This is a genomic window from Enterobacter sp. BIDMC93 (assembly GCF_001037805.1).
GTDB lineage: Bacteria > Pseudomonadota > Gammaproteobacteria > Enterobacterales > Enterobacteriaceae > Enterobacter > Enterobacter hormaechei_C.
On record NZ_KQ089962.1, the window covers coordinates 1660421 to 1686053 of the forward strand.

Annotated in this window: 34 protein-coding genes; 26 read left to right on the forward strand and 8 right to left on the reverse strand. The window is 50.6% G+C overall.

The window, feature by feature from the left end; genetic code table 11:
• The 6 genes from SK58_RS07885 to SK58_RS07910 all read right to left on the reverse strand — a co-directional run bounded on the left by SK58_RS07885 (nucleotide 1) and on the right by SK58_RS07910 (nucleotide 4823).
• The gene (locus SK58_RS07885) at nucleotides 1–3066 is read right to left on the reverse strand and encodes a RecE family exodeoxyribonuclease (RefSeq protein ID WP_048219609.1); all 3066 of its coding nucleotides are present in this window, start codon (nucleotides 3064–3066) and stop codon (nucleotides 1–3) included.
• Nucleotides 3067–3188: 122 nt separating this feature from the next.
• The gene (locus SK58_RS07890; protein WP_022651664.1) at nucleotides 3189–3476 is read right to left on the reverse strand and encodes a hypothetical protein; all 288 of its coding nucleotides are present in this window, start codon (nucleotides 3474–3476) and stop codon (nucleotides 3189–3191) included.
• Nucleotides 3477–3559: 83 nt separating this feature from the next.
• Nucleotides 3560–3718: a YdaE family protein gene (locus SK58_RS23050; RefSeq protein WP_032654607.1), complete on the reverse strand. Its 159-nt coding sequence runs from the start codon at nucleotides 3716–3718 to the stop codon at nucleotides 3560–3562.
• Between the two features lie 9 nt (nucleotides 3719–3727).
• The gene (locus tag SK58_RS07900; RefSeq protein ID WP_032665954.1) at nucleotides 3728–3913 is read right to left on the reverse strand and encodes a YdfD/YebW family protein; all 186 of its coding nucleotides are present in this window, start codon (nucleotides 3911–3913) and stop codon (nucleotides 3728–3730) included.
• A 119-nt stretch (nucleotides 3914–4032) separates the two neighbouring features.
• Nucleotides 4033–4218: a hypothetical protein gene (locus SK58_RS07905; RefSeq protein ID WP_032619247.1), complete on the reverse strand. Its 186-nt coding sequence runs from the start codon at nucleotides 4216–4218 to the stop codon at nucleotides 4033–4035.
• Between the two features lie 191 nt (nucleotides 4219–4409).
• A complete protein-coding gene (locus SK58_RS07910; RefSeq protein ID WP_017693529.1) occupies nucleotides 4410–4823 on the reverse strand; it encodes a helix-turn-helix domain-containing protein in 414 nt (137 codons plus the stop codon).
• A 120-nt stretch (nucleotides 4824–4943) separates the two neighbouring features.
• Between SK58_RS07910 and SK58_RS23170 the strand changes: the two genes are divergently transcribed.
• The 6 genes from SK58_RS23170 (at nucleotide 4944) to SK58_RS07935 (ending at nucleotide 8785) form a co-directional block, all read left to right on the forward strand.
• Nucleotides 4944–5174: a helix-turn-helix domain-containing protein gene (locus SK58_RS23170; protein ID WP_017693528.1), complete on the forward strand. Its 231-nt coding sequence runs from the start codon at nucleotides 4944–4946 to the stop codon at nucleotides 5172–5174.
• Between the two features lie 2 nt (nucleotides 5175–5176).
• Nucleotides 5177–5719 carry a toxin YdaT domain-containing protein gene (locus SK58_RS07915; protein WP_048219611.1) on the forward strand — a complete coding sequence of 181 codons (543 nt, stop codon included), beginning with the start codon at nucleotides 5177–5179 and terminating at the stop codon, nucleotides 5717–5719.
• Nucleotides 5720–6154: 435 nt separating this feature from the next.
• On the forward strand, nucleotides 6155–7147 hold the full coding sequence (locus SK58_RS07920) for a replication protein (RefSeq protein WP_039270085.1): 993 nt from the start codon (nucleotides 6155–6157) through the stop codon (nucleotides 7145–7147).
• Complete coding sequence (locus SK58_RS07925; protein WP_048219613.1) at nucleotides 7131–7823, forward strand: replication protein P; 693 nt, start codon at nucleotides 7131–7133, stop codon at nucleotides 7821–7823. The genes SK58_RS07920 and SK58_RS07925 overlap by 17 nt, the downstream gene beginning before the upstream one ends.
• An 11-nt stretch (nucleotides 7824–7834) precedes the next feature.
• Nucleotides 7835–8521 carry a DUF1627 domain-containing protein gene (locus tag SK58_RS07930; protein WP_048219615.1) on the forward strand — a complete coding sequence of 229 codons (687 nt, stop codon included), beginning with the start codon at nucleotides 7835–7837 and terminating at the stop codon, nucleotides 8519–8521.
• A 3-nt stretch (nucleotides 8522–8524) separates the two neighbouring features.
• Entirely contained in the window at nucleotides 8525–8785 is a 261-nt protein-coding gene (locus SK58_RS07935) for a DUF977 family protein (RefSeq protein WP_048219617.1), read from the forward strand.
• Nucleotides 8786–8958: 173 nt separating this feature from the next.
• Here the strand turns inward: SK58_RS07935 and SK58_RS07940 are convergent, their stop codons facing one another.
• Nucleotides 8959–9933 (reverse strand): SDH family Clp fold serine proteinase, encoded by a 975-nt coding sequence (locus SK58_RS07940; protein WP_369700084.1) that lies wholly within the window; start codon nucleotides 9931–9933, stop codon nucleotides 8959–8961.
• A 422-nt stretch (nucleotides 9934–10355) separates the two neighbouring features.
• Between SK58_RS07940 and SK58_RS07945 the strand changes: the two genes are divergently transcribed.
• The 9 genes from SK58_RS07945 to SK58_RS07990 all read left to right on the forward strand — a co-directional run bounded on the left by SK58_RS07945 (nucleotide 10356) and on the right by SK58_RS07990 (nucleotide 14677).
• The gene (locus SK58_RS07945; protein ID WP_048219621.1) at nucleotides 10356–10715 is read left to right on the forward strand and encodes a helix-turn-helix domain-containing protein; all 360 of its coding nucleotides are present in this window, start codon (nucleotides 10356–10358) and stop codon (nucleotides 10713–10715) included.
• A gap of 2 nt (nucleotides 10716–10717) precedes the next feature.
• Nucleotides 10718–11194, forward strand: a complete 477-nt coding sequence (locus tag SK58_RS07950; RefSeq protein ID WP_048219623.1) for an ImmA/IrrE family metallo-endopeptidase — start codon at nucleotides 10718–10720, stop codon at nucleotides 11192–11194.
• Nucleotides 11195–11653: 459 nt separating this feature from the next.
• On the forward strand, nucleotides 11654–11887 hold the full coding sequence (locus SK58_RS07955) for a DinI-like family protein (protein WP_048219626.1): 234 nt from the start codon (nucleotides 11654–11656) through the stop codon (nucleotides 11885–11887).
• A 404-nt stretch (nucleotides 11888–12291) separates the two neighbouring features.
• A complete protein-coding gene (locus SK58_RS07965) occupies nucleotides 12292–12891 on the forward strand; it encodes a DUF1367 family protein (RefSeq protein ID WP_017693509.1) in 600 nt (199 codons plus the stop codon).
• Nucleotides 12892–12896: 5 nt separating this feature from the next.
• Nucleotides 12897–13097: a hypothetical protein gene (locus tag SK58_RS07970; protein ID WP_032645668.1), complete on the forward strand. Its 201-nt coding sequence runs from the start codon at nucleotides 12897–12899 to the stop codon at nucleotides 13095–13097.
• Nucleotides 13088–13381: a DUF1364 family protein gene (locus SK58_RS07975; protein WP_048219628.1), complete on the forward strand. Its 294-nt coding sequence runs from the start codon at nucleotides 13088–13090 to the stop codon at nucleotides 13379–13381. Before SK58_RS07970 ends, SK58_RS07975 begins: the two co-directional genes overlap by 10 nt.
• Nucleotides 13378–13734, forward strand: coding sequence for a RusA family crossover junction endodeoxyribonuclease (locus SK58_RS07980; protein ID WP_048219629.1), 357 nt, complete (start codon nucleotides 13378–13380; stop codon nucleotides 13732–13734). Before SK58_RS07975 ends, SK58_RS07980 begins: the two co-directional genes overlap by 4 nt.
• Nucleotides 13731–13868 (forward strand): YlcG family protein, encoded by a 138-nt coding sequence (locus tag SK58_RS22840; RefSeq protein WP_017692888.1) that lies wholly within the window; start codon nucleotides 13731–13733, stop codon nucleotides 13866–13868. The genes SK58_RS07980 and SK58_RS22840 overlap by 4 nt, the downstream gene beginning before the upstream one ends.
• Nucleotides 13865–14677: an antitermination protein gene (locus tag SK58_RS07990; protein ID WP_006811581.1), complete on the forward strand. Its 813-nt coding sequence runs from the start codon at nucleotides 13865–13867 to the stop codon at nucleotides 14675–14677. Before SK58_RS22840 ends, SK58_RS07990 begins: the two co-directional genes overlap by 4 nt.
• Nucleotides 14678–14820: 143 nt before the next feature.
• On the opposite strand, the gene SK58_RS07995 is transcribed toward SK58_RS07990, so the two are convergent.
• Nucleotides 14821–15192, reverse strand: coding sequence for a hypothetical protein (locus SK58_RS07995; protein WP_006811580.1), 372 nt, complete (start codon nucleotides 15190–15192; stop codon nucleotides 14821–14823).
• 561 nt (nucleotides 15193–15753) lie between these two features.
• Here SK58_RS07995 and SK58_RS08000 point away from each other — a divergent pair.
• The 11 genes from SK58_RS08000 (at nucleotide 15754) to SK58_RS08060 (ending at nucleotide 25633) form a co-directional block, all read left to right on the forward strand.
• Nucleotides 15754–16725, forward strand: coding sequence for a P63C domain-containing protein (locus SK58_RS08000; protein ID WP_047736739.1), 972 nt, complete (start codon nucleotides 15754–15756; stop codon nucleotides 16723–16725).
• Nucleotides 16726–16903: 178 nt separating this feature from the next.
• The gene (locus SK58_RS08005; RefSeq protein ID WP_032654570.1) at nucleotides 16904–17290 is read left to right on the forward strand and encodes a phage holin family protein; all 387 of its coding nucleotides are present in this window, start codon (nucleotides 16904–16906) and stop codon (nucleotides 17288–17290) included.
• Nucleotides 17277–17558, forward strand: coding sequence for a phage holin family protein (locus SK58_RS08010; protein ID WP_022651286.1), 282 nt, complete (start codon nucleotides 17277–17279; stop codon nucleotides 17556–17558). The genes SK58_RS08005 and SK58_RS08010 overlap by 14 nt, the downstream gene beginning before the upstream one ends.
• Nucleotides 17558–18187, forward strand: a complete 630-nt coding sequence (locus SK58_RS08015) for a glycoside hydrolase family 19 protein (RefSeq protein WP_023304238.1) — start codon at nucleotides 17558–17560, stop codon at nucleotides 18185–18187. The genes SK58_RS08010 and SK58_RS08015 overlap by 1 nt, the downstream gene beginning before the upstream one ends.
• Before the next feature lie 7 nt (nucleotides 18188–18194).
• Nucleotides 18195–18464, forward strand: a complete 270-nt coding sequence (locus SK58_RS08020; RefSeq protein ID WP_023314673.1) for a hypothetical protein — start codon at nucleotides 18195–18197, stop codon at nucleotides 18462–18464.
• Nucleotides 18465–19559: 1095 nt separating this feature from the next.
• The gene (locus SK58_RS08035; protein ID WP_003859853.1) at nucleotides 19560–19790 is read left to right on the forward strand and encodes a hypothetical protein; all 231 of its coding nucleotides are present in this window, start codon (nucleotides 19560–19562) and stop codon (nucleotides 19788–19790) included.
• Nucleotides 19791–20009: 219 nt separating this feature from the next.
• The gene (locus SK58_RS08040) at nucleotides 20010–21008 is read left to right on the forward strand and encodes a terminase small subunit (RefSeq protein WP_015570934.1); all 999 of its coding nucleotides are present in this window, start codon (nucleotides 20010–20012) and stop codon (nucleotides 21006–21008) included.
• A complete protein-coding gene (locus tag SK58_RS08045; protein WP_045349479.1) occupies nucleotides 20986–22293 on the forward strand; it encodes a terminase large subunit domain-containing protein in 1308 nt (435 codons plus the stop codon). The genes SK58_RS08040 and SK58_RS08045 overlap by 23 nt, the downstream gene beginning before the upstream one ends.
• A gap of 1 nt (nucleotide 22294) precedes the next feature.
• Nucleotides 22295–23683 (forward strand): DUF4055 domain-containing protein, encoded by a 1389-nt coding sequence (locus tag SK58_RS08050; RefSeq protein ID WP_048219632.1) that lies wholly within the window; start codon nucleotides 22295–22297, stop codon nucleotides 23681–23683.
• A 1-nt stretch (nucleotide 23684) separates the two neighbouring features.
• Nucleotides 23685–24776, forward strand: coding sequence for a phage minor head protein (locus tag SK58_RS08055; RefSeq protein ID WP_048219633.1), 1092 nt, complete (start codon nucleotides 23685–23687; stop codon nucleotides 24774–24776).
• A gap of 86 nt (nucleotides 24777–24862) precedes the next feature.
• Nucleotides 24863–25633, forward strand: coding sequence for a hypothetical protein (locus SK58_RS08060; protein ID WP_045331455.1), 771 nt, complete (start codon nucleotides 24863–24865; stop codon nucleotides 25631–25633).

Here is a 25633-nt window from a genome sequence, read left to right on the forward strand (position 1 = left end):
TTATGCCTGAGTACGCAGCGCTTCGAGGCGGCGCAGGTCGAAGTCGTTCAGTTCGTCGGTGTAGTCGGCAGTGATTGGTGCTGGCCATTCACCTGTGTCGAATCCGGTTGCGATAGCGCGCATCGCTTTGCGGTACTCGAGCATGCCCAGCTCCAGCAGTTCAGCGGATGCCTCGATGATGGCGATCCAGTGGTAGTTCTCGTCTTTGTTGACGAAAATCCAGAAGAACTGGTCCAGCGCCGCGGTTTCGCAGTACATGGCTGCGCTCAGGTGATAGTCGCGGTCAATGATTTCCCGGTGCAGTCTGGCGCGCAGGCTTTCCTGCTTTACGTTCCACATGCTGATAGTTTTCAGGTCTGCGCCGATACGCACACCGTCCAGGTCGATCTCGAGGTCCGGGCGCACACGAACTTCCAGGCCCGTCTCCTCGTCAAAGCCGAAGTAACTCACCTCGACGGCACGGCTCGGGTGGGTCAGCAGCATGCTGGCGGTCGGGTGAGCCAGAAGCGCTTTATGAATATTCAGTGCGGTGCCCAGCTGCTGGCGGGTAACCAGCACTTTCCCCTCCGGGTTATCGCGCCAGGCATCCAGCAGCTCGTCGGCAAACACGGCATCTGGTTTGACTGTCTTCACGGCCTGAATCAGATCGGCCTTAGTGCCAGATACTTTCAGCGGCTGTGGCTTCTGCGCTTCCTGCGCCACCATGTCAGGGTTGATGATCGCTAACTGCTCGAGCAGCGCGTCACGGCTGCCGCTAGTTTTAACCGGCGTCGGCAGGGTGGCGTTGTACTCTTTGATGCAGGCTTTCATTGCCGTTGCCGTCTGCTTCTGGTCTGCATCGATACGCTGGAAGTTAGCTGGCAGCGTCATATAGTTCTGCGCTGTTTCTTCCAGGCTAGCGCCCAGCGGCACCTGAGCGGGCAGCGTGGCGTTATGCTCTTCAAGAAATCTTTTGATATCGTCTGCGCTCAGCAGTACAGGCAGGCCGTTGTTGTACTCATCGATAAAGGTGCGCAGTGTCGCCGTGGTGGTGAATGCGCCTTCTGGGATAACCGGTTCAATGCTGAACTCTGCATCCAGCTGTTCAGGCTGCAACGCCAGCGCATGCACTAAGTTGCCCATGTCCAGAACTGCGGAGCGCTCTTTGACGATGGTTTTTTCAACGTGGCGCGCATTGAAGTACATCAGCGACACGCGCGCATCTTTTACCTGGGTAGAGCTGATGCCGTTAGCGGCGTGATAAACCTCGTTCGGAAGACCTTCATAGCGGCCTGGCTCGAAATAAGCAGGATATTCAACAGCTGGTTCTTCCTGATGCACTTCTGGTTCGTTTTGTGCCGATTCTGGTTCGTTCTGGTCTACTGAATCAGGAATTTGGGTTGCATCATCCCTGTCCTGGCTGGCGAGACTCGGCGCGCTGGTGGCCAGAATCTCAGCGGCAGACGGCTCTACGGTAGCTGGTTCCTCACCAGTGTCAGCACTGCTTTCACCTGGCTGCAATACGACTTTGCCCGGTGACAGCGCATCACAAGTCGGTTCTTCATTACTGTTATTCTCTTGAACCTGCACATTGCTGGTGGTCTCCACTTCCGTTTTTTCTGCTTCATTTGAGGCGCTCTGGTTGAGCAGGCCTTCAATGGAAAACATGCCGTTGCCCATACTTGTGATTTCCGGCTGCTCTTTCATTTCCTCAGCGCGGCGCGCACCTTCTTCACGAATCCGTTGTAAATTCTCTTCGTGAGTAGTGGTGGTCATACGGTGGGTTATTTCCCATTTCGGATCTGTTGGGTCGCTAATACCCTCGACAAATTCTCCACGTTCGGCTGCCAGCTGCTTGTCCACGCCTTCACGTGAAATAACTGGGGCGGCAGAAGGCAGCGGCATTAACTCGGTCGTGGAGTTGAAATTTGTGGTCATTGTTCGATTAACAAATTCCAGATGAGCAGCAGGGGTCTTGTGGATGTTCTCAGGAGCGATACGCACGAGATTGAAGATTGCTGTGCGGTTCACTGCCAGCACCCCCGGTTGATTACGCAGGATGTTGCTCCACGATTTCCACGGTTCCTCTTTTTTAGCGACGATCTCCTTCGCGCGGCGCAGCACGCTGCCTGGTATTTCGTGTGGGTTGAAATCCATGGGTAGCAGGGCGCAGGCAATTTCAAGATCAAGAGAATCAAGCGTATGGTGCGCCCCTTCGCCGCGGTCCGTTTTATAGCCCCCGTCGGCATTAGTACCGGAGTCAGTACGCTGCACGGCGCTGATGCGGTTACCTTTGGCCCATTCTTTTGTCAAAATTCCACGATCGAGGTGTGATGTTTCTGCCCATACTTGCGTAAACTTTAAAATCAGAGAGAGTTCGTGACGTTTCTCCATATCAAAAACGTCTCTGACGGCTCTGGTGTATTTCCACAGAAATGGCATATCCAGAGTCTGGATCTTTTCTACGCTTGCGGCTGCCAGCAGCAGGTTCTGGACGTATCCGTTATCAGTGTCCATTTCCAGCGTGCTTATTTCCTGATACTCCGCCTGCGTGAGGTGATAGCGAAGTTCATCCGACGTAAGCTGCGACAACAGCTGCTTGCGGAACGACATTTGCACGATCGGGTAGCGCGTGTTTTCGTCGTCGCCTTCGTCAATCTTCAGATCAGAATTGGTCGGAGGAACTGCATCAGCCTCGTTAAAAGCCTGTTCGTCGACGATTTCACCAGTAGACGTGTCAACGCCATTAACGACCGTGGCTTCGGCCATTTCCGCTTTTTGTGTTGCAGGATGCTCGGGCAGAGAAACCCCAGGGATCTGCTCCCAGTTCATTTTGCCTTTATCGAGCTGATAATAATCACAGAAGGTAAAACTGATTTCGCCTTCCGGTGGAAGTTCGTTTACAACAGGGAAATTAGTTGCGACCGCTTTGTAATAGTCTTTAAATTTGCGACCGGACTTAAGCAGTAAATAATCCAGGGTGGCATTAGCGGTTTCAAAGTCCTCGCTGCACCATAAAACTGCATCAGGCTGACCAGATTGTTTTTTTGCTCTTCGAACAAGAAATACAGGGTTCGTGTTAGTCATGACACATAATCCTCTTATCGTGTAGACTGGAGGTGCCTGAAAGACACCTCGTATTTACCTGGGGATGTCCGGTTCGCTTTGGTCGGTGAGACCGGACAGGCAGGCCCACTTCGGTGGGCTTTTTAATGGACAGTGATGAATGCACGCTCCATGAAGTTGCGCTTGTGCTGGCGATAGCTGCCGTGCCCGCTCTTTTCACCATCTTTAATTTTCACGGCCAGCAGGCTGATAGCCTCGATAGCGCAGTGCGGACAGTCGAACGAGTCAAGAACATAACCCCCATCAAGTACGACGGTGGTTTCGCCGTTTTCAGTGGTATGAATCAGGCCAGATACTTTCTTGTCGCAGTTGAATAAAGCGATGCTTTTGTTAATTGCTTTCAGATTTAATTCGACTTTTACGATTTCCATAGAATGTTCCTTTTGGTTTATTCAGGGTGTAAGAATCCACGCCAAATAAATGGCGAATTTTTTTCAAATTACAGGGCTGCTAATTACGCTTCGTGTGCCATCTGGTCTTTTTCAGCACACTGTTTTGAGCAATACTCTTTTTCTTTACGGGCAAGATTATTGCCACAAAAATAAAGCAAGGTGCGTTTAACTTCTTTCCCCGCTTCAAAAGGCTTGCGGCAGTATCCGCATTCTTTCTTCATTTCCGCTCCTTACAGGCTTGCCGGGATCTCGCCGTTACGAATAATTCCCTCTACAGGCCAGCACTCACCATTCACGTTTTGCTCAACAGCAGCTGCTTGGCACTGTTGCTGGTTGTCATAGACATCGATAACGACATCCTGCGATTCACCGTTAAGGGAGATAACAGTCAGAACCAGTGCGAATAAAGTGTTCATTACGGAGTACCCTTTTGAGCCAGTAAGTAACAAAGCTGGCGGATTCTGACTGTAATCCAGTTGAGGCGAACGGCCTGCTGCTGTGCTGGTTTGCGTGCAAAATCAATCATGCTTCCCCCTTACCAGACCTTTGGCCAGCCTGCTATTACGGCAGCGACGCCAATTTCATACTCCGGCTCATCCGGTTCTTTGCTCCGATGGAGATTAATGGCGATCTGGTCCGCCTCTTTCCAGTCATTCGCTTTAACTTGATATGTTCGATACCCATTACTGCCGGAGATCACTACGGTAAACCTCTTAGCCATGTCTTCCTCGTTTGCCTTGTCGCCGGCCAGCGGAACGTTTATCACCTGACAACGATGCGCTTGTTGTCGATGAACTGAAGAGTACAACCAAAGGTTCGATAAGTAAAGCTAAAATGGAACTCAAAGTTCTATTTGAGGGTAAAAAAAGACACCGTAGAGGTGTCATGTTTTTGTACTAGGCGGGAATGGGGCTATTTCTTGAGATCGTTCATGATGTCGTAAACATCATTCTTGAGTAAGTCCATTTCTTTCACCACACCCCTGGTGTGGATGATCAAACGGAGCTTTTCAGCTTCAGGCAACTGATTAAAGAGAGATAACAGGGTTTGTTCCTGTTCATCAAGAACGCGAGGTAATGTCGGAAGCTCTTCTCCATTCTCCCCTTCTGTGCCCGGTTCCATAAAGAACCAGTACTCAGGCCTACCAGTTACGGCTGACAGCCTTTTAAGGCGATCGCCGCTTGCAGCTGCTGCACCATTCGCCCATTTACGCACTGAGGTATGTGAAAGCATCACGCGCCTGGCTAAATCAGCCATGCTCCAGCCGTTTTCCTCCATCACTTGATGGATTCTTTTGGCAAACACAGGGTGAGGAGTTTTATTCATATTTTCATTTTACAACCAATGGTTTTATAGTTCATCAGAACTATTGGTTTGATTTTTGTTGGAACCAAAAGTTTTAAATGTTATTCTCCTGCCACCATAAACGAACACGCAGGTCAACAAATGGATAACCAACTTAAAAACAAAATCAGTAGCCATATGACGCAAGTAGGCATTGGAGAATGCTTTGGCATTTCTTCACAGGCCGTCGGTAAGTGGCTTCGGAAAGGAAAGATACCTCACGGTCGTATTTTGCCACTCTGTCGGATTCTTGAGTGGCAGGTTACACCTCATGAAATCGACCCTGTGGCATATCCAAACCCTACTGACGGCCTTCCACATCAGGAGTCCTGACCATGCACTCCATTTCATATCAACAAAATACCGGATTACATCCGGGGGCGATGATAAATCGCAATCAGCCAGGCGCGGCAGATAAGCACGAACAGATCCGCGATGCCGTTCGTGCCTGGGCTGCGTCACTGGATAACCAGGATGTCGTTGCCGGGATCATCGTTGAGGAGTGGGAACGACAGGGCGGCGCCGGGCTGGAATTTCCCGAAGACCTGAGCCGTAAGCGTCAGAAACTCTTCCGCTGGCTCGATGGTGATACGGAGTATGCGCGCAAAAACATCAGCCAGCTGTCGCCCGCGATCATCGCCGTTCTACCGCTTGAGTTCCGTGGACGTCTGGTACCTCAGGACTGCTTTATGACGCGCTATGCAGCGATGGAGAAGGAGATCGGCGAAGCGAAACGCGCGGTGATTCTGAGGGCGCCGCAGCACCAGCTGGTGAAAGAGGTGAGGGAGGGCATTGAACACCTGCTGGCGCTTCTGCCTGGGGAGGCTGTTGTTCAGGTTCTGAGTGGTCTCGCAGTCATGGGCCCGGGCGTCATGTGAGGTGTGCAGTGAATCATGTCGAATTTATTGAAAAGCACGTTCGCGAAGAACTTATCCGGCAGGGCTTCACCGCAGCTGTGGCGCAGGGGGGGCATTTCAGGCCGTCGATATGTACAAGCGAATGTCTCAGGCAAGTCGTAAGGGGAGAATTTTCGATGATGTTTTGCGTCACGCGAAGTTATGGGCAGAAAAACAGACAGTGCCGGCAGATCGGTTTGAGTCGAAGCGCATCAAGCGCGGTAAGCAGCAGGGGCTGTTCTAAAAGGGTGAAAGCCGCGGTGAGGGGGCACCAACGGCTTTCGGGTGCAAAAACGGGACGTAATTGCGAGGTCATTATGACAAACGCATGTACTAAACACCAGGCTAAAGGGGCATAGCATGTCAAATGTCGCTTATGCCGATTTTGCGGCACGTAGTGCCATCAGGAGCAACCGGATGGAGAACCAGAAGACCGGATTCATCCCGTTGTACCGGAGCGTACTGAAGAAGCCCTGGGCGAAAGATGTGTTCCTGCGCACGTTGTGGGAGAACCTTCTTTTGGGTGCTGCACGTCAGCCCTACACGGCGAACTTTAAAGGCCGTCAATGGCCCTTACAAACCGGACAACTGGTAACCACAACGGCCGATTTGGGGCTGAAATTATGCGACCGGGAAGGGAAGCCGAGTAGTCGTCACGCCGTGGACAGGATGCTTGATGTTTTCGAACGCGAAGGAATGATTTCTCGTTCTGGAGAGAAGCGAAAAGGCACTGTGATAACCATCACAAATTATGAGCAATATGCTCAAAAAATAGACGATTTACCCGCGCAATTCCCCGCGCATAACGGCGAGCATATCACCGCGCATGACGAAGCCAGTAGTGGCGCGGCTTGCGAGGGTCATGCCGCGCATTTACCCGCGCATAAGACCGCGCAATTTCCCGCGCATCATGAACAACAATATAATAACAACAATATAAATAATAAGATCTCTTCGTCTCGGAATTCTGAAGAATCCCGAAACGAGGCGACTCAAAAATTCCTCTCTCGTCACCCTGAAGCTGCCGACGGAATCTACACCCCGGCAGGAAAATCATGGGGTACTGCTGACGATCTCAAAGCCGCTCGCTGGATACACTCCCTGCGCCTGACGGTCAATGCCAGCCTGAGCGAACCGAAATGGGTCGAATGGGCTAACACAATCCGCCTGATGCGCGTCCAGGACAAACGTACGCACTTCGAGATTTGCGATCTGTTCAAGTGGGCCAACAAGGATGATTTCTGGAAAGACAACATCCTGAGCCCGTCAAGTCTGCGCAGGAAGTGGGACGACCTAACTACCAAGCGCCTGCGTAGCGGTGGACAGACAACGAAGACCACTGCCAAGGGCAAGGTCGATTTCAACAACACAGACTGGATCAACGGGGTGTTCGATGAAAAGTCTTTCTGAGCAGATGGTCAGCATAGACCGTGAAAATTTTGCGCGCATAGCACGCGGCATGCCTGAATTGCCGGATGCGCAGGACACGCCCGCTGAGCAGACCGCTGAAATCTTCAACGCGCTGTTTAGCGCCTTGCGTGCAACATTCCCGGCCAGCGTGCATAGCTTCAGCGACCAGTCTGAGTTTGACGAACTGCGCCGCCAGTGGGCTCAGGCATTTCGTGAAAACGGGATCACCACCATGGAACAGGTAAACGCCGGGCTGCGCATTGCACGTCGCCAGGAACGCCCGTTCCTGCCGTCGCCTGGTCAGTTCATCGCATGGTGTCGGGAAGGTCATGGCGCTCTCGGTATCACGGTTGACGATGTCATGTCCGAATACTGGCGCTGGCGAAAGCTGGTTTTTCGCTACCCGACCAGTGAGCAATACCCGTGGAGCCAGCCCGCGCTCTATCACATTTGCCTTGAACTGCGCAGACGCGGTACTGACGGCCAGCTCAGCGAGAAAGAACTTGTTCGCGTTGCTGGTGATCTACTCCACGACTGGGAAATGCGTGTTCTTGATGGAAAGCCTGTTCCACCAGTACGCCGGGCACTAACCGCACCAGCTCAGGAGCGAGGCCCGACTCCGGCGCAGATGCTGATGGCGAAATACAAACAGCGAAAAGATGCTGGACTGATTTGAGAGGAAATCACATGGAAACCGTAATTCAGGTACTGGAAAAAATGGGGCGGGCGACATACCGCGAAGTTGCTGACCGTCTTGAAATCGACCCGGTTGATGCGCTCACCATGTTACGTGAGCGGCGTGATCAGGGGTTATGCGATTTTGGAGACGGCGGCTGGTTCCTCGGTACCGTGAAAGGTCAGTCTCAGCAGTCAACGCCAAAGGCACCTGTTCATCCGGCGCCGCGTCTGAAAGGTGAGGAGCCGGAACCCGTTGATCCTGATATCGTCCGACAGCAGCTGCGTGAGCAGGGGGCAATGACGACAGTTTCGCTTGCTGCGGCCGTCAATCGCAATGCCCGCGGAATGGTCTCTGTTCTTCGCGCGCTGGAGCGCCAGGGCGTTGTGGTGAAGAACGGGAAGGGCAAAGGCGTTACCTGGTCCCTTGCTGTTGTTACAGAACCCCTTAAGCAAGAACCGGTACCGGAGGCACCTGCCGCGCCGGAAGAAGCAAAACCAGTCGAACAGATCGTGAGTGAAATCCCCTCGTTCACCGAAGGGCGCGCCGCAGTCGAAGCGGTACCAGCGGTGCGGGACATTTCTCGCGAAATCCGCCGCACCAGAAACAAGCTGGAGCAACTGACCAAACTGCGTGACGCGGTTCGTGTTATTGGTCGCCATAGAAATCTCGTGCAGCAGCTGACAGGGAGGGAATAACCGATGGCCAGAAAGAAAACGGACAAAGAACGCGCCCTGATCATCAATCGGATTATCGAACTGGTGAATGATCAGGGGCGCATCACCACGAATGACGTCGTTGCGATGTTCGGCCTGCACCGGACCACAGCAGAGAAATATCTCCGCGTAGCAGTGGAGCAGGGTGGTCTGGTTCGCCACGGGCGCTGCGGAATTTTCCGTGACCAGCGGGCAACTATCGACTTTGACCTGAAACGTTTTTCACACACCAAGGCGGCAGCATGAGCAAGTTTAAAACCCATACAGGAACGGATATCACCAAAGACGGAAAAAATGGGTGGGAATTGCGAAACTTGTTGGGTTGGTCGTATTGAAACCTAGCGAAGAGAAAGCGACTGAAAGATAGAGCAAACCCGGCTAATCGCCGGGTGAGGGGATACGTTTAAAGGGCAAATAGCTCACGCTTCAGGTTGTTGTCCATCAGGTTGTTGAATTGGTATGGCTCCAACTGGCGCTTGATCGCGTTTAGGTTTTGCTCTGCTTCTCTTGCCAGATCTTGACTTTCCTGGATCTGGTTTTCCAACATCTTGTTGAGTATTTCCATTTCCGGTTGCAGATTCTTTGGCATCGGTATCTTCCCCTTTATCATCTGGATCATGGGTAAAATCTACTACTCTTGGCTTACCGTAAGTAGCTATGTCACCATCATGAATTTTATCGCAAAATAATTCGTAGAGCATTTCGGTTAAACCGCTAGGACTCTCTACGCATTTGAATAGTTCCTTTGCTTCTTTACGATCGATCACAAAACCATGTGATGGGTAAGAAGCTATCAATTTGACCAATGCACCCTCTTTGAGGCTGTTTGACTTAGCTGTAAGTCGTTGCCCATAGGTGATGGCAATACTCATGGCCCTTTGGTGCTCACCCAACTTGATTGGATCAATCTGAGCAGCCATAGGCGATACAAGAGCTTCAGTAAGTCTAGTCGCAATATCAGCAGACATCTTAGTACTTATCTGATTTTCGTATCTTATCTTAACTAGATGCGAGTTAAACGCTGAAATAGAGCGATCTTTTAGCGCATCCAAAGCTGTCATGATCGCTAAGCCTGAGCTCATCTCCCCAATCTCATCATTTTTTTTGAGCTGTATGTCAAGCGGGCCGAGCTCACCCATGTCCCCAATAACAAGCTTATCGGCAGCTATAGCAATCAATGTTCCAGCGCTTTTACAAGGTCCAACCACTAACAAGGTTACCTTATCATAGTTGTGTTGCAATGCTCTGCCTATACGGTAACCCGCATTAGGGTCCCCCCCATACGTAGCGACGCAGAAGATAACATTTTTTCGAAGGCCGTGTTTAGTTTTTCGTTTCTTTATTCCATTAGTAAGGTCTTGGTAACCATCCCGATGAATATCGCCGGTATAAATATAAACGTCATGATTTTCCATTTTATCTCCTTTTCGGGTTGTCAGGGCTACCGAAAAAACCTATGAACAGGGGGGCACGAAATAAGATATCGGAAATTATCTGAAAAACTGTATGATTTTTCAAAATGCTTAACATATCTTGAACATAGATCACTTGAACATGGATACCCAGCCTAAATTCATCCTCGTTTCAACCAATGCATCTTTGAAGGCCTTTAAACAACGAGCAACCCTCTGTTGCTAACAAGGGTTGAGCGTTTTATGAACATTCAGACTCAAAGGTTTAAAGTTTTGTCTATTCATGATAAAAAAATTTACCAAAAAGGTTGATTTTTTTTCATGCGATCGCTAACCTTCGCATTATTGCAATGAAGTAACCTACAGGTTATGACCTGTCATCCATACATACTGAGGAATTAACTATGGCACTCACTGAATTCGGTAAGGCCGTCAGAAAAGCGAGGATAGATACTGGTAGCACGCTGTTAACCATGTCTCAGGAGTTGGAAACCACACCTGCTTTTTTGAGTGGTTTAGAAACCGGCAGTAAAAAAATCCCACAGAAGTGGGTAAAAAAAATTGACTCCTATTTCAGTTCAAAAGGGGTTCAACTTGAAGGTTTAGAAGAGCTTGCAGCTGTTGCTAATGAAGTCGTTCCAATTGATGGGCTTTCCCAACAGCAGCAGATGCTTGTGGCTGGATTTGCCAAGTCGCAATTCACACCAGAGCAACTTAAGAGCTTCGCTGAACTGTTACAAAAGATAAACAACAATGAGGTTTAATTATGTATCAGATGAGAGGCAACCGTGTTTCCCCTATGCAGGAAGAAGAAATTGCCTATAAGGCGATTAACTTTTGTAACGCATTTGGGATATCGGCCACCAAGCGTAAACGAAAGCGATACGATGACCTTTTCGAAAAACTGTCAAGTTACGGAATCACCCTTAGCGTTATGGACGACAAGCAGTGGGAATCTTTAACCTATGATCTCACTATCGGCCATTGTGACCCTGCTTCTCTAACAATCACGGTACCAAACAAGATTTACGAAAATGCTTGTTTGGGGGAAGAGCATGCTCTTGCGGTAATTTTTCATGAACTTGGACATTTACTACTTGGGCATAAACCAGTACTTCATTTTTCCAGCAAGGAACCGACTCGTGCAGAAGATGCTGAATGGCAAGCCGATACTTTCGCTGAGATTGTGCTGGAAACCATTGGGGTCCGAACGAGTCAGATGTCTCTCGATTTTTATATGTAAAAAGCCCTGCGCTAACAGGGCTTTTCGGGGCGGAAGTGCGCTAACACATTCCGTAGTGTATGGAGGCAATCCAATAACTACACATACCTTTGACGAGCGAAGTGTAGTTGTTCTCCTGGCCAATTGCAATCTGTATGGGTTTACAGGTATGCAGGGAAAACATTGCTATGGCTATGGGAACCTGTCGCAAATGTGGTAATTCATGCGAAATCATCTTCCGCTACACTGTATGTGTAGATGGAGTGGTGCGTCATGCAAAGAAGGGAAGACCTTTTCCTATTCCACTATGCAACTGCTCTTCTAAGAAAGCAGCGTAAAAAACCATAATACAAAACCCGCTACGGCGGGTTTAATTTTTTCCTACTGACATGAAATTAGCATTTTGTGCTCTTGTTGCGTTGACCATTTTTCCAGGTAGGTGTACTGTATAAAAACACAGTAAATGCAAAGGAGGCCACCATGAAAGTTGAATTAACCATTGATCGCACAAAGAAACTTCCAGATGGAGCAATGCCAGCGCTGGAAAAAGAACTGCTAAAACGGCTCCGGAATCAGTTCGAGGATTGCAGTCTGGTTGTTCGTCGTGCTGGTTCGAATGGGTTAAGCGTTTATGGTGGGGCAAAGGAAGCGAAGAAGACGGTTGAAGGGATCCTTCAGGAAACCTGGGAAAGTGCAGACGACTGGTTCTATTAAGGGTGTACTCAGGGGTAGCGCGCATTTTCAGAATACCGCAATTTGCGAATCCCTTTGATGCTGCTGCCGACAATTTCTATTCGCGTCTGTATGTCGCTCAGGGGGATTTCGTGGAGGATGTAGTTCAGTCAGATCTGCGAGTGACCATAACCGATGGGAAAGGAAGGGAGCTGCTGTCCTTCAAGTTGGGAGCGGAAGAGCGCTATATAATTTCCACCAAAGATAGCTCCATAACTCACAGAAAACTAAGCAGGGACGATCGTTACTGGTCCAAAGAAACCATTATGGAAGTTGTAAGGGAAATGGCTTCTAAAAATTGACTTGTCACTACGTACGCAATCATAATTCTTGAGCTGGCCTGAACAACCAGCAACCTGACCGCGATGCGCCACGGAGTGAACACCATGGCGCAGTTACAACTCATTAAGCAGTCCTCAGGGATCCTGATCCCGGCTACGCCGGAGACCAGCGATTTGCTGCAATCAAAAATCAAGCTCGGCGCCGTGCTGGTGGCCGACTTCAAACAGGTACGCAATCCTGCGTTTCATCGCCGCTTCTTCGCTTTGCTGAATCTGGGCTTCGAATACTGGGAGCCTACCGGCGGGGCAATCTCCTCCAATGAGCGCAAGCTGGTTACCGGCTACGCTAAATTCCTGGCTTCCTATGGCGGAAACGAAGGCGCCCTGCTCGATGCCGCTGAGCACTATCTTGAGCAGGTTGCGAGCCGCCGAGTAACAAACGGGATCAGCCTCTGTAAATCCTTCGATGCATACCGCGCCTGGGTGACTATTCAGGCCGGGCATTACGACGCTATCAAACTTCCGGATGGCACACTTCAGAAGCACCCACGCAGTATTTCATTCGCCAACATGGACGAAATTGAGTTCCAGCAGCTGTACAAGGCCGCGCTTGATGTCCTCTGGCGCTGGATATTATCCAAAGCATTCAGGGACCAGCGCGAGGCGGAGAACGCCGCTGCGCAACTCATGAGCTTCGCGGGGTGACGGGAATGAAGAAGACCTGGTTCCATCATACCGATTGCACAACCCAGCAGGCCGAAGAACTCATGGCGGAATACCAGCGCCGCGGCGTGAAGGTAGAGCGCAACCTGAACTCCGATTATCTCACCTGGACTGTCAGCGCCCGGCTGCCTGAAGGCAATAAACCACCGCGTATAAATCGCCGGTGGCAAAACCGGATATGGGGGTGAGCGTGGCTATTTATCGCAGCAAAAAATGGCTCGCCGCCGTCGGGCAGATCGAGCGTTGTGTTCTTTGTGGAGCATGGGGGACGCAGGTGGCACACCGGAACGAAGGGAAGGGCATGGGATTAAAAACCGATGATTGTGCGACAGCTGCGCTCTGCATTTGCTGTCATGACAGCATTGATAACGGGAATAAGCTGAACAGGGAGGAGCGTCGGCAGCTTATGGACCGCGCGATTGTTCTGACAGTGATTGAAGTTGCCCGCCGCGGGCTGGTGGTGCCCGCATGAAAATTTACGAAATTACGCCGATTGGCAAGCCCCGAATGACTCAGCGTGATCGATGGCATAAACGGCCAGCAACAGCAGCGTACTGGGCATACAAAGAACAGGTCCGGTTGCTTGGCATCCGTCTGCCTGAGTCCGGATATCACATCACGTTCGTCATCCCCATGCCGAAGAGCTGGAGTAAGACAAAGCGGGCGCAATATGTCGGCCAGCCTCACCAACAAAAGCCTGACAAAGACAATCTGGAAAAAGCTCTGCTGGATGCAGTGTTTGACGAAGATAGCCATGTCTGGGACGGACGGGTTACCAAAATCTGGGGAGAAACCGGGCAAATCATCATCGAGGAGGCCAGATGAAGCCAGAAACGCTTGAAATACTCCGCGCGCGCTGGCAGCGCCTTCGGATTTACCGCTACCGGGGATCGGTGCTGGTGGATTACCGCATCTTCCGTAATTACATCAGAATTGAATCAAAGCAGAGGGGCACATGAAACTGGAAGCAGCACTTAAACATTTTAGTCCTCAGGGAATGCATATCAGCGAAGATGTAAAGGGAACCTCTCCGGATCGTCTCACCGGCACTGATGTTATGGCGGCTATTGGCACCACCAGCAGCCGTGCGCGCTTCGGCCTGGCTGCTTTCTTCGGCAAAGCCGGCATTAGCAAAACAGATGAACAACTCGCAGTTCAGGCGCTGGCGCAGTTTGCCATTAAAAACGCCCCTAAAAATGTCCGCAAAGCCGCTGGCGATAAGCTCGGAGCCTGCATGTTGACGCTGGCGCAGTTTGCTTTCGCGGAGTATTCCTGTTCGGCGGCTACCAGCGTGATGTGTCACAGCTGTTGTGGTACCGGCCGGACCACTAAAGAGCAGGTCACCCGCAAGGTTTCGTACCCTTGGGGTAAAGCGCCATACTGGGCCAGCCGCTCCCGTGCCGTTCGTCCGTCTGACTGGGAGCTGTGGACAGAGGTAACAGAGGTTGTACCGGCGGTCTGTGATGTTTGCGAAGGCAAGGGAACGATAAGCGCCCGTTGTCGTTGCGGCGGCATAGGTGAAGTGGTGGACCGTAAAGCAACGAAGGAACGTGGCGTACCAGTTTTCAAAACGTGTGAACGTTGCTCTGGTATTGGCTTCTCTGCTATCTCCTCGGCGACGGTATATCGCGTCATTCTGAAGCGACTCCCTGACCTTCATCAGTCATCATGGTCGCGTAACTGGAAACCACTCTTTGAAATGCTTGTGGACACGCTGCGCAAGTGGGAATGTCAAGCGGCTGTCGAATTCGAGAAGGCAACAACTTAATAATATGATCGAAGCAAATGACGATGCATTTTTGCATGTTAGGGTTGACTTTGCATAAAAATGTCCTGTATGATTTCCACAGTTGATTATTGCGACCAAATGAAATTAAACCCGCTTTAGTGCGGGTTTTTGTAGCTAATTCATTAATTTCCACAGACAAGATCAGCTATGTAAGCGGCTGCACTTGAGCCACCTTTAACATAATCATATTTTCCAGCAACTTTTCCGCTCATTTCATACATTGTTATTTCACCAAACTCATTTTTGCATGCTTTAGAAGGAATGGTGAAATGAGAGTAGAGAATTTTCGCACTGGAGTTCTTGGAAATTGGAACTTCTTGTATGATTATTGACCGAATACCTTTGTTTTCAGTCAATGAACGTTCCTTACCATAGAAGTTGAAATTGTTTGTATTTGTCAGAAAGATCCAGCCGTCAATTTTGTCAGCTGTGTATGCAGGAAGAGAAGAAATAGCTAATAAAAATGCTCCTGCTAACTTCAATTTTTTATGCATTAATGGTTTTCCTCGTTATCCATTTTTGACTGGTACGCTTAAAGATGACACATCATCATTTGGTGATCAGGTTATCGGCACCATTCGCAAGCTATTTAATTAAAATTTCTGGTCGTGATCCGGCGTGCCTTTGCCATATCCGCGTCATGAGTTACACGATGGGTCACAGAACCTTCCGAGTGTGAGCCATAGGAATATGGCAAAGCGATTTTTTACCGCGATGCTATAGTTAAAGTGGCATTCGATAATGCTCTCGATACTGAAAATACTGGGTGGGGAGACACCCGCTTCGCAGAGACAACTGCATGACCCATGACCAGCAACCCAATGCTGGTCTTTTTTTTCCACTGGTCAGTGCACGGAGCTTCTACCTCTGTGGTTCAAGGTTCGAATCCTCGATGGTGGACCATTAAGCACTACAACATTCGTTTACTGAAGGCTACCATCCGTCGGCCTTTTATATGCTCTTGACTATGCAAGCATAAAATAGTGAAAAATGCTTGCTATGTGTTTTGGTTGCTGTTTATTATGCAAGCATGTTTTACAGAAAGGTGCTTGCATATGTCAGGCGATAAGAAAGATCCAAAGGGTAAAGCTAAGGGCGGGGTTGCCAGGGCGAAGTCTCTTACTAAAGAGCAGCGTTCTGACATTGCCAAAAAGGCTGCTGCTGCAAGGTGGAGGGATAAAATTCACAAAGCCACCCATATGGGTAATTTCAAAGATGAATTTGGAATAGATGCTGAGTGTTATGTCTTAAGTGATGAATCGAAAACCGCAGTAGTTACTAAGGCTGGACTTGCTCGACTTTTAGGTATCGGCAACTTCGCAAGGGATGTCGATAAACTACTAAGCGCTGGTTACATGAAGGAGTTTGGTGGTCCAAGTTTAATAGCGAAAATTGAAAATCCTATTAATTTTCAATATAGTGGGCAGTCCAAAAACATCAATAACGCTCATGGGTTTGATATTGATGTGATCGTTGATATCGGAAAGGCGCTGATAGATGCAAAAAGTGCCGATGCTCTGCCACCGTCTAGAATTCCTGCTGCCGATACAGCTCAAAAACTAATAAATGCTTCCGCTAAATCAGGTATAAAAGGCGTAGCCTATGCATTGGCCGGTTATCGACCTGAAGTTCAAGAGGTAATCGATGCTTTTAAGGCATTTGTACGAGAGGAAGCCCGCCAATATGAGAAAGAGTTTCCCGACGAGTTGTATGAAGAATGGTATCGGTTATATGGACTTAATCGTCCGGAAAAAGGCAGGCCGATCCGCTTTGGACAGTTGACTAATATGCAAATTTACGTCCCACTGGCTAAGAGTAAGGGGAAGATATTAGAGCAAATTCGCGCCAGTAGGGATGAGAATGGAAAGCAATCAGATAAGTTACACCTCTTCCTTTCTGAAATTGGCGTCAAGGCCTTACGACAACACATCGGCAAACTTCTTGGCGTTGCAGCAATGAGCGACAACAAAGAGGAGTATGAGGCCGGCATTGAAAAAGTTTTTGGCCGTATGAAGCCAGAATTATAAACTTTCTGCCCGGCCACCGCGCCGGGTTTTTATTGTCTAAAGTCTTTCCCAATACTGCCGATAATCTTCGTTCTGAAATTGAAAAAAATAAATATCTGCATTCGTTGCCCGCTCCCGTGCGGGCTTTTTTTATTCCCCTCATTACTGAGAGGATACACAGCTATATGAGGGGAGACCTATGTCCGATCCATTTTCCGGCACAGGGCTGGCCGGTTTAGCTTTGACTGGAGCAAGTGTTTACGGTCTATTGACCGGAACTGATTACGGTGTTGTTTTTGGAGCATTTGCAGGCGCAGTATTCTACATAGCGACAGCAGCTGACCTGAGTGTGTTACGTCGCCTGGCCTACTTCTTCGTGTCGTATATCGTCGGCATTCTTTGTTCGGGGTTGTTGGGGTCAAAACTCACATTTTGGACGGGGTACACCGAGAAGCCTCTGGATGCTATTGGTGCCGTAATAGCTTCTGCGTTAGCCGTTCAAATCCTTACGTTCCTGAACAAGCAGGACATCGGCTCGCTGGTGGCGCTGATAACGCGCCGGGGAGGTTCAGGTGGTACTAAATGACCCAACAGCAACTATCAACGCGCTGCTCTGCGCCGGAGTTGTAATTACTCTGATGTTTTACCGCCGTGGTGATTCGCGGCATCGGCCATGGATTTCGCGTTTAGCCTGGCTGATTACCGTCACTTACAGCGCTGTACCGCTGGCGTACCTGTGTGGGATCTACCCGCATTCATCATGGGCCACCATTGCGGCCAATATCATATTCCTTTCCGTGCTGGTGGCCGTCAAAGGCAACGTTGCACGTCTGGTTGATCATCTGAGGCACTAATGAACCAATCACAATTTCAGAAGGCGGCTGGTATCAGCGCCGGATTAGCTGCGCGCTGGTTTCCGCATATCGACGCCGCCATGAAGGAATACGGCATCACCGCACCGCTTGATCAGGCCATGTTTATTGCCCAGATGGGGCATGAAAGCACCAGATTTACCCGACTGGTGGAGAACCTGAATTACGCGGTTGAAAACCTGGTACCGACGTTCGGCAGCCACCGCATCACTCAACAGCAATCCGCCGCACTTGGCAGAACGGCAACGCAACCGGCAAACCAGAAAGCGATCGCCAATCTGGTATACGGTGGTGAGTGGGGAAAAGAACACCTTGGCAATCAGGTCGCTGGTGATGGCTGGAAATATCGCGGTCGTGGGCTGAAACAGATTACCGGCCTGAGCAACTATCGCAGTTGTGGCCAGGCGTTGAAACTGGACCTTGTTACTCATCCGGAGCTGCTTGAAAAGGATGAATACGCCGCGCGCTCTGCCGCATGGTTCTATGCCTCCCGCGGTTGCCTTCTTCATTCCGGCGACATTGAGCGCGTGACACTGTTAATCAATGGCGGCCGCAACGGGCTGGATAAACGCCGTGCGCTGTTTAATCTGGCGAAATCAGTTTTGGTGTGAGGTGAGAGTGGGTATCGAAACGATAATCGGGCTGGCCGCACTGGTGATTTCCGCCATTGCAGGCGCTTTTGGCCTGGGCCATATTCGCGGCACCAGCAAAGCTGAAGCGAAAGCCGACCAGCAGCGCACCAAAGATAACGCAGCGGCAACGGTCGCAGCAGCCGAACGCCGGGTAGAAGCAACGAAAGAGGCCAGCAATGTACAGCAGACTGTTAACCATATGTCTGACGACGATGTTGATCGCGAGCTGCGGGACAACTGGACCCGTAAGGGTTGAGGTAGCCGATACGTCTTGCGACTGGGTTAAACCCATCTACTGCACAGCGCACGACTGGGATGTACTGGACAGGCAGACGAAGCGCGACATCCTGGCGCATAACAAAGCGTGGCAGGCGAACTGCAAGTAGGCCTTAATTGAAAGATAACTAAATAAATTTTCCAAATGGTCGTTATATAGAGAGTGTGTTTAATTAAGGGGGCAAACAATGCCTTTTCTCATGGTGTTCTTTGTTGTCATTATGGTGTTACTCCTCTGGAAGGCAGGAATACCCCAGGCTATCATTATGTTAATCATACCCATCATGTTTAGTACTTTGGGAGGTATGGTTGCCGCCGTGGGAGTAAGCGCGTTCGCTACACCTATTGTTGGAGTGCCTGTTGGAATCGTTGTATTTTTAATGTTGATGGGTAAGTTTTTATCCAGAAGGTAACCTAAATCCAATACTGAGGACAGGCATGTCACATGAATAGCTATGGCTTTCTTATGCGCATTCTTCATCTATTACAAAGCTCATCTGCTGGTTGCTAATGATGATAAAATGCAGAGTCCCATGGATTTTGGGGTAGGAAAAGCCTGGATATGATGCTAGAAATCATAACATTAAAAAGACCGTGAGATGCAGTATGAAAATCTTAGGATTGGATGAGTACAGAACCCTTCGTGAGGGAGGGACAATGAAGTATTTTGAACTGGAACGCATGCCTAACAGCACTTGGGTTGCCATTTTCGAAAGTTTGTTTGCCGAAAAGGATGAAAAGGCGTGGGTAGAGGGTTACTGCATTGTGACGAACTGCTCAAACAGTGAAGTATCCACCCGGTTCATATACTTGAAAGAAAAGTGCGAAGAAGCGAACTCTATATACAGGGTTAAGCATTCTGCACTATAACTAATTAAATAAACTTAAACTCCTGGTGATTTGTTTGCTGCCATTTTCACTTCTTTCAGAATTGAATTCAGGTGTATGAGTTAAAAAAGACTTTTGGGATATTAAAGGTAACGTAAATCACAGGCAAAAGATTCGTCAATGTGATTGAGTGTTCATGGGACTAACAATCTTCTCTTGTAAGGAATTATGTGTAGAAGGAGATTTTATGGCACAGCTATTGATTTTTGCTGATGATGAGCCTGCTAAGTTGCTGAAAATTCGAAGTTATCGGAGCAAGATTCTTTATCTGTATGCTAATGATGAGGTGAGGTGTTTGGATGTGGTGATTTTTTTTTCAACTTTTCTGAAAGGCGAAAGTGGAGCCATATTGGTAGCAGCCGACAGATACGTGAGCAGGAAAGAAATTATCGAGGCTTATGATGCTCTGATTGGTTGAAAGCAGCGAGACTGGCGCGTAGCAGTAGGATGGGGCATGCTTGGTTCTATACGTCAGTAGAGTGATACAGGAGTTCATATCGGCCAGACGAAGCGTGATGCTACTTTAATCCAGCGGGTGAGCGCTTAATATTGTTTGTCCCAACGGTTCGAACCCATTTCTGATTACCACATTCAAGCCACTGGCACTCGCTGGTGGCTTTTTTTATTGGAGTGAATAATGGCAAAACCGGACTGGGGAGAGCTTCAGCAACGGTTCCTGTCCGAACATGCCGCAACCGGCGTATCACCAAAGGAATGGTGTGAAGCGCAGGGACTGAACTACGCTACCGCCCGTCGATATATCAAAAAAACTTCTGCGCAAACTGCGCAAAAATCTGCGCAGAAAAAAGTGCGCATTGCGCAGAAAGAACAAAGCGCAAATGAGCTGATGGATGATGATGGACTTACTGCTCAGCAACGCTTATTTGTTGCGGAATACCTAAAGGATGGTAACGCCACACAAGCAGCTATCAGGGCGGGTTACAGCAAAAAATCCGCTGAACAAATTGGTTATCAACTCCTTCAGAAAACTTCAGTTGCCCAGGCTATTGCACAACAGCAGAAAGCCTCCATTGCGCGCACGCTTGGCGGTGCCGATGAAGTCCTCGCGCAGATGTGGCAGCTTGCCACCTTCGATGCAAACCAGCTATCGCAGTATCGCCGCGGCGCGTGTCGTTACTGCTGGGGATTCGGTCACCAGTACCAGTGGCGCGATATGGTGGAGTTCGAAGAGAAACGACTCGAAGCGCTTGAGCGGAAAAGTCGCGAGCCCGCTGATGTTGGTGGCTATGGCTATGACCATAATCGTGAGCCTAACCCTGCCTGCCCACGCTGTAACGGCGATGGTATCGGCCAGCCTTACTTCGCTGATACGCGTAAACTCTCGCCAGTCTCGCGACTCGCTTACTCCGGCGTAAAGGTCGGAAAGAACGGCGTCGAGATAACCGCTATCAGCCGTGAGCGTATGTTCGAAGCCGTAATGAAACGGCTTGGCCTGGCGGATAGCGAGTTCGCTCAGCGTCTCCAGCAGATCGAAATCGACCGCCGGCAGCTGGAGGTTGAGAAACTCCGCAAAGAGCTGGCCGGTGATGGTGATGGTGACGAACCGACCCCAGTTCAGATCAATATCAACGTAGTGGACGCGAGGGCGGAAGATGGGGATCAGCCCGACACTTAACATTCCTCAGGCGCGTTTCCTCGCGATGCAGCACAAATTCAAAGCCTACGTTGCCGGGTTCGGTTCCGGTAAGACGTGGGTGGGTTGTGGCGGCATCTGTAAGGGGATGTGGGAGCACCCTAAAATCAACCAGGGTTATTTCGCGCCGACGTACCCGCAGATCCGTGACATCTTCTACCCGACGATTGAGGAAGTGGCCTTTGACTGGGGGCTGAGCGTCATAATCAATGAGGGGAACAAAGAGGTTCACTTCTACGAGGGGCGACGATACCGCGGAACCACAATCTGCCGCTCAATGGAGAAGCCAGGCTCGATAGTTGGTTTCAAAATCGGTAATGCGATGGTGGATGAACTGGACGTCATGGCGGCTGCCAAAGCGCAGCAGGCCTGGCGAAAAATCATCGCCCGTATGCGTTACAAAGTCGACGGGTTGCGTAACGGCATCGATGTAACGACTACGCCGGAGGGCTTCAAGTTCGTCTACCAGCAGTTCGTGAAGGCGGTCCGCGAAAAGCCTGAGCTTTCTGCTCTGTATGGGCTGATTCAGGCCAGCACGTTCGACAACGCGAAGAACCTGCCCCCGGATTACATTTCCTCGCTGCTGAGTTCTTATCCTGATGAACTGATTCAGGCATACCTGCGCGGGAAGTTCACCAACCTCAACAGTGGGACCATTTACCACACCTTTAACCGTAAACTGAACAACTGTTCTGACGAGATTCAGGATGGGGATCCGTTGTTTATCGGTATGGACTTCAACGTAGGGAAAATGGCCGCGATTGTTCACGTAAAGCGTAACGGGCTACCGCGCGCGGTTCGCGAACTGGTGAAAGTCTACGACACGCCGGCGATGATTAAGCGTATCCAGGAAGAGTTCTGGCGATATGAGGATGGGCGTTATGTGAAGAGCCGGGAGATTTACATCTACCCGGATGCGTCAGGCGACTCCCGCAAATCGCAGAACGCCAGCAAGACGGATATTGCCCAGCTTAACGATGCCGGCTTCAGTGTCATCGTTGATGATGCCAACCCGCCGGTTAAAGACCGCATTAACTCAATGAACGCCATGTTCTGCAACGCCAACGGTGAGCGCCGCTATCTGGTCAACGTCCAGAATTGCCCGGTCTACACCGAGAGCCTCGAGCAGCAAATCTGGGCGGCTAATGGCGAACCGGATAAATCAGCGGATAACGATCACCCCAATGATGCTGGTGGGTACTTCATTGTGAAGGATTACCCCATCGTGAAACCGGCATACTCAATCACCATGGACACCACTTTCTGATATGGCAAACGACGACATCACCTGGGTTCGACCAGAACACCGGGCGGCTTCTGCTGCCTGGCGGAAATACAGAGACTTTTGCAAAGGCGCTGAGGCCGTAAAAGCGGCGGGCAATAAGTACTTGCCTTATCTCGATCCAACCGATAAATCCACGCGCAACCGTAAGCGCAACGAGGACTATCTGCGCCGCGCTGTATTTTACGCCATTGCCGGCAATACGAAGATCGGCATGCTTGGCATGGCGTATCGCAAAGACCCAACGTTTAACGGCCCGGAGAAGCTGAAATACCTGCTGGATAATGCTGACGGGGCGGGTACCAGCATTTATCAGCAGTCGCAGCTGGTGGTTGAGAACGTGCTGGAGGTGGCGCGTGATGGGCTTTACGTTGACTATGCAGAGGCATCAGACGAAGCGATCATTCTCCGCTATCCGGCAGAGAACATCATCAACTGGCGAACAAAGCGAATTAACGGACGCGATCAGCTGGTACTGGTGGTCCTGCGCGAATGCGTAGAAGAGCCGGATGGTTACGCTTACAAGGACGAAATTCAGTACCGCGAGCTGGCGCTGGAAGAAGGGAAGTTTATCTGCCGTGTATGGCGCCGGGCAGGTGGCACCGCAAGCGGAACCTACAGCGTTGACAGTGAATACCACCCTAAGCCGAAAGGGAAGGACTACTGGGACGAAATCCCGTTCACCTTTGTCGGTGCTCAGAACAACGATCCCACTATCGATGATTCACCGCTGGCCGCGCTGGTGGAGATAAACCATGGCCATTATCGAAACAGCGCTGACTATGAGGACAGCGTGTGGTTCTGTGGTCAGGTGCAGCCGTATATGACTGGGCTTGATACCAACTGGCGAGATCACCTTGAGAAGACCGGAGTAAAAATTGGTTCCCGTTCACCGCTAATGCTTCCCAAAGATGGCTCGTTTGGCTATGCCCAGGCGCAGCCGAACATGCTGGCTAAAGAGGCCATGGACAGCAAACGCGATTACATGGTGCAGTTGGGCGCCAGGTTAATTGAGCAGAACGCCACGGCGAAGACTGCAACGCAGGCAAGCGGTGAACAGAGCGCATCAACATCAGTGCTGGGTATCTGCGTTTCAAACGTTTCCGAGGCTTACACGCTGGCGCTGGGCTGGTGTGCGAAGTACCTCGGAATTAAGGACGAATCGACGAGCTACACCATCAACCAGGAATTTATCGCGAAGGTTGCCGAATCCGGGATGGTTACCGCGATTGTTCATGCATGGCAGTCCGGCGCACTGCGCGATACTGACATGATTCGGGCGCTTCAGAAACTCGACCTCATCAACCCGGCAGACAGCCCGGATGATGTGATTGATGCGCTCCGCAATCAGGCGCCCTCATTGACCGGGGGCTGAGATGGCAACAGTCAACGAAAGTTTGCGGGATGAGGCCATTGCCCATTCCGTCTGGATTAGCCGCTATGCGACGGGTGTCGCTAACCGGATGGTGAAGCTGCTCAACGAGACGGACGCAGAACTGTCTGCCCGTCTGCTGGATGCACTGGATCGGCTCCCGGCTGATAGCTTCACGGTTACACGTCTGGAAAGCTTGCTCGGCAGCGTACGCGAACTTAACCATCAGGCTGTCGCTTCGATGCAGTCCGGGCTGGAAGGGGAACTGCTTGCGCTTTCCAGGAATGAGGTCAGTTATCAGCTGAGCCTGTTCGATTCCCTTCTTCCCTCACAGGTGCTGGCACGCTACCCGTTACAGGGAATCACCGCCGATATGGTTTATGCCGCGGCGATGGCTCAGCCATTTCAGGGGCGCCTGCTGAGTGAGTGGACGGAGAATCTGGAATCGGACAGGCTGGCGCGGATCGTAAACGCTGTACGCCGTGGCTATCTTGCTGGCGACACGGTTGAAACCATCGCCCGAAGCGTGCGCGGTCATGCCAATAAAGACTATCGCGACGGCGCGCTTCAGATGAGCAGGGCAAACGCCGCAAGCATCGCTAAAACAGCCGTTAATCATCTGGCTGCCACCGCGCGCAACAGCTTCACCAGCGCCAACAGTGACATCGTGAAGGGTAAGCAGTGGCTGTCTACGCTGGACAATAAAACCAGCCACGACTGCATTATTCGCGACCTGCTGCGATACACGCTGGATAATAAACCGATCGGGCATAAAGTACCTTACCTGCAAGGGCCCGGGAAAATTCATTTCTGCTGCCGTTCTACCGAAACCCTGATTCTTAAGTCGTGGCGCGAACTCGGTATCGATATCGATGAAATGGACGATGGTACCCGCGCCAGCATGGACGGACAGGTATCGGCGAAAACCACGTATCTGGAATGGCTGAGGCGACAATCGGCGCAGCGACAGGATCAGGTTCTGGGTGCCGAGCGTGGCCGTCTGTTCCGCGCGGGTGAAATCGACCTGGCTGATATGTTCACTGACAAAGGCGAGTGGATCAGCATGGAGCGTCTTAAGCAGCTATCAGGCGCTTGAACCTGACAACCATCACTTTCTACACGCCCTGGCATCCGCCGGGGCTTTTTTATGGGCGAGGCCCGACAAAATCCCGAGGGGAAATTATGTTAATTCGAAACATGCTTCTGAAATATTACGCACCTGAAAGCGGCGGTGAGGGCAGTGGTGGTGGCGGTATCGAAATCACCCCCGAAATCCAGAAGCTGATTGATGAGCGTGTGACCAGTGAAGTTACAGGCCTGAAATCAAAAAACTCTGAGTTGCTGGGCACCATCAAGCAGCAAAAAGAAAACCTGTCACGTTTTGACGGTATCGACCCAGACGCTGTACGCGGCATTCTCCAGCGTTTTTCTGACGATGAAGAGGCGAAGCTTATCGCCGCCGGAAAAATTGACGAGGTGCTGGATAAGCGTACCGAGCGCATGCGTGCTGACGTTGATAAGCAGATCAAAGCGGCGAACGAGCGCGCGGAAAAAGCTGAAGCGTTCTCCAACAAATTTCGGGATCGGGTCCTCGGGGATGCAATCCGTGCAGCAGCCTCTAAAGCGGGCGCGCTGCCGGAAGCTTCTGACGATCTGATTCTACGTGCCAAAGGCACATTCCAGCTCAACGACGAGGGCGAGGCCGTAGCAGTTGATGCAAATGGCGATGTTCTGTTCGGTAAAGACGGCAAAACTCCACTAAGCCCGCTTGAGTGGGCGGAGTCACTCAAGGAGACGGCTCCGCATCTGTTCCCTCGCGCAGAAGGCACGGGCGCGGGCGGACACAAGCCAAACGGTGGTGGAAGCCTGAAACGTTCCGAAATGAGCGCCAGCGACAAAGCGGACTACATCCGCAAACACGGCCAGCAGGCCTTCCTCAAACTTCCGAAATAA

Bases quoted from the DNA above. Each gene is read 5' to 3' on its own strand.
- SK58_RS07885 (WP_048219609.1), bottom strand. From the start codon at position 3,066: ATGACTAACACGAACCCTGTATTTCTTGTTCGAAGAGCAAAAAAACAA.
- SK58_RS07955 (WP_048219626.1), top strand. From the start codon at position 11,654: ATGAAAGTTGAATTAACCATTGATCGCACAAAGAAACTTCCAGATGGA.
- SK58_RS07930 (WP_048219615.1), top strand. From the start codon at position 7,835: ATGGAAACCGTAATTCAGGTACTGGAAAAAATGGGGCGGGCGACATAC.
- SK58_RS07970 (WP_032645668.1), top strand. From the start codon at position 12,897: ATGAAGAAGACCTGGTTCCATCATACCGATTGCACAACCCAGCAGGCC.
- SK58_RS07935 (WP_048219617.1), top strand. From the start codon at position 8,525: ATGGCCAGAAAGAAAACGGACAAAGAACGCGCCCTGATCATCAATCGG.
- SK58_RS23170 (WP_017693528.1), top strand. From the start codon at position 4,944: ATGGATAACCAACTTAAAAACAAAATCAGTAGCCATATGACGCAAGTA.
- SK58_RS07945 (WP_048219621.1), top strand. From the start codon at position 10,356: ATGGCACTCACTGAATTCGGTAAGGCCGTCAGAAAAGCGAGGATAGAT.
- SK58_RS08035 (WP_003859853.1), top strand. From the start codon at position 19,560: ATGGCACAGCTATTGATTTTTGCTGATGATGAGCCTGCTAAGTTGCTG.
- SK58_RS07965 (WP_017693509.1), top strand. From the start codon at position 12,292: ATGGCGCAGTTACAACTCATTAAGCAGTCCTCAGGGATCCTGATCCCG.
- SK58_RS07915 (WP_048219611.1), top strand. From the start codon at position 5,177: ATGCACTCCATTTCATATCAACAAAATACCGGATTACATCCGGGGGCG.
- SK58_RS08015 (WP_023304238.1), top strand. From the start codon at position 17,558: ATGAACCAATCACAATTTCAGAAGGCGGCTGGTATCAGCGCCGGATTA.
- SK58_RS07910 (WP_017693529.1), bottom strand. From the start codon at position 4,823: ATGAATAAAACTCCTCACCCTGTGTTTGCCAAAAGAATCCATCAAGTG.
- SK58_RS07890 (WP_022651664.1), bottom strand. From the start codon at position 3,476: ATGGAAATCGTAAAAGTCGAATTAAATCTGAAAGCAATTAACAAAAGC.
- SK58_RS08045 (WP_045349479.1), top strand. From the start codon at position 20,986: ATGGGGATCAGCCCGACACTTAACATTCCTCAGGCGCGTTTCCTCGCG.
- SK58_RS08000 (WP_047736739.1), top strand. From the start codon at position 15,754: ATGTCAGGCGATAAGAAAGATCCAAAGGGTAAAGCTAAGGGCGGGGTT.
- SK58_RS07990 (WP_006811581.1), top strand. From the start codon at position 13,865: ATGAAACTGGAAGCAGCACTTAAACATTTTAGTCCTCAGGGAATGCAT.
- SK58_RS07995 (WP_006811580.1), bottom strand. From the start codon at position 15,192: ATGCATAAAAAATTGAAGTTAGCAGGAGCATTTTTATTAGCTATTTCT.
- SK58_RS07925 (WP_048219613.1), top strand. From the start codon at position 7,131: ATGAAAAGTCTTTCTGAGCAGATGGTCAGCATAGACCGTGAAAATTTT.
- SK58_RS07980 (WP_048219629.1), top strand. From the start codon at position 13,378: ATGAAAATTTACGAAATTACGCCGATTGGCAAGCCCCGAATGACTCAG.
- SK58_RS07905 (WP_032619247.1), bottom strand. From the start codon at position 4,218: ATGGCTAAGAGGTTTACCGTAGTGATCTCCGGCAGTAATGGGTATCGA.
- SK58_RS08050 (WP_048219632.1), top strand. From the start codon at position 22,295: ATGGCAAACGACGACATCACCTGGGTTCGACCAGAACACCGGGCGGCT.
- SK58_RS23050 (WP_032654607.1), bottom strand. From the start codon at position 3,718: ATGAAGAAAGAATGCGGATACTGCCGCAAGCCTTTTGAAGCGGGGAAA.
- SK58_RS08005 (WP_032654570.1), top strand. From the start codon at position 16,904: ATGTCCGATCCATTTTCCGGCACAGGGCTGGCCGGTTTAGCTTTGACT.
- SK58_RS07975 (WP_048219628.1), top strand. From the start codon at position 13,088: ATGGGGGTGAGCGTGGCTATTTATCGCAGCAAAAAATGGCTCGCCGCC.
- SK58_RS07900 (WP_032665954.1), bottom strand. From the start codon at position 3,913: ATGAACACTTTATTCGCACTGGTTCTGACTGTTATCTCCCTTAACGGT.
- SK58_RS08040 (WP_015570934.1), top strand. From the start codon at position 20,010: ATGGCAAAACCGGACTGGGGAGAGCTTCAGCAACGGTTCCTGTCCGAA.
- SK58_RS07950 (WP_048219623.1), top strand. From the start codon at position 10,718: ATGTATCAGATGAGAGGCAACCGTGTTTCCCCTATGCAGGAAGAAGAA.
- SK58_RS08055 (WP_048219633.1), top strand. From the start codon at position 23,685: ATGGCAACAGTCAACGAAAGTTTGCGGGATGAGGCCATTGCCCATTCC.
- SK58_RS07920 (WP_039270085.1), top strand. From the start codon at position 6,155: ATGGAGAACCAGAAGACCGGATTCATCCCGTTGTACCGGAGCGTACTG.
- SK58_RS08060 (WP_045331455.1), top strand. From the start codon at position 24,863: ATGTTAATTCGAAACATGCTTCTGAAATATTACGCACCTGAAAGCGGC.
- SK58_RS22840 (WP_017692888.1), top strand. From the start codon at position 13,731: ATGAAGCCAGAAACGCTTGAAATACTCCGCGCGCGCTGGCAGCGCCTT.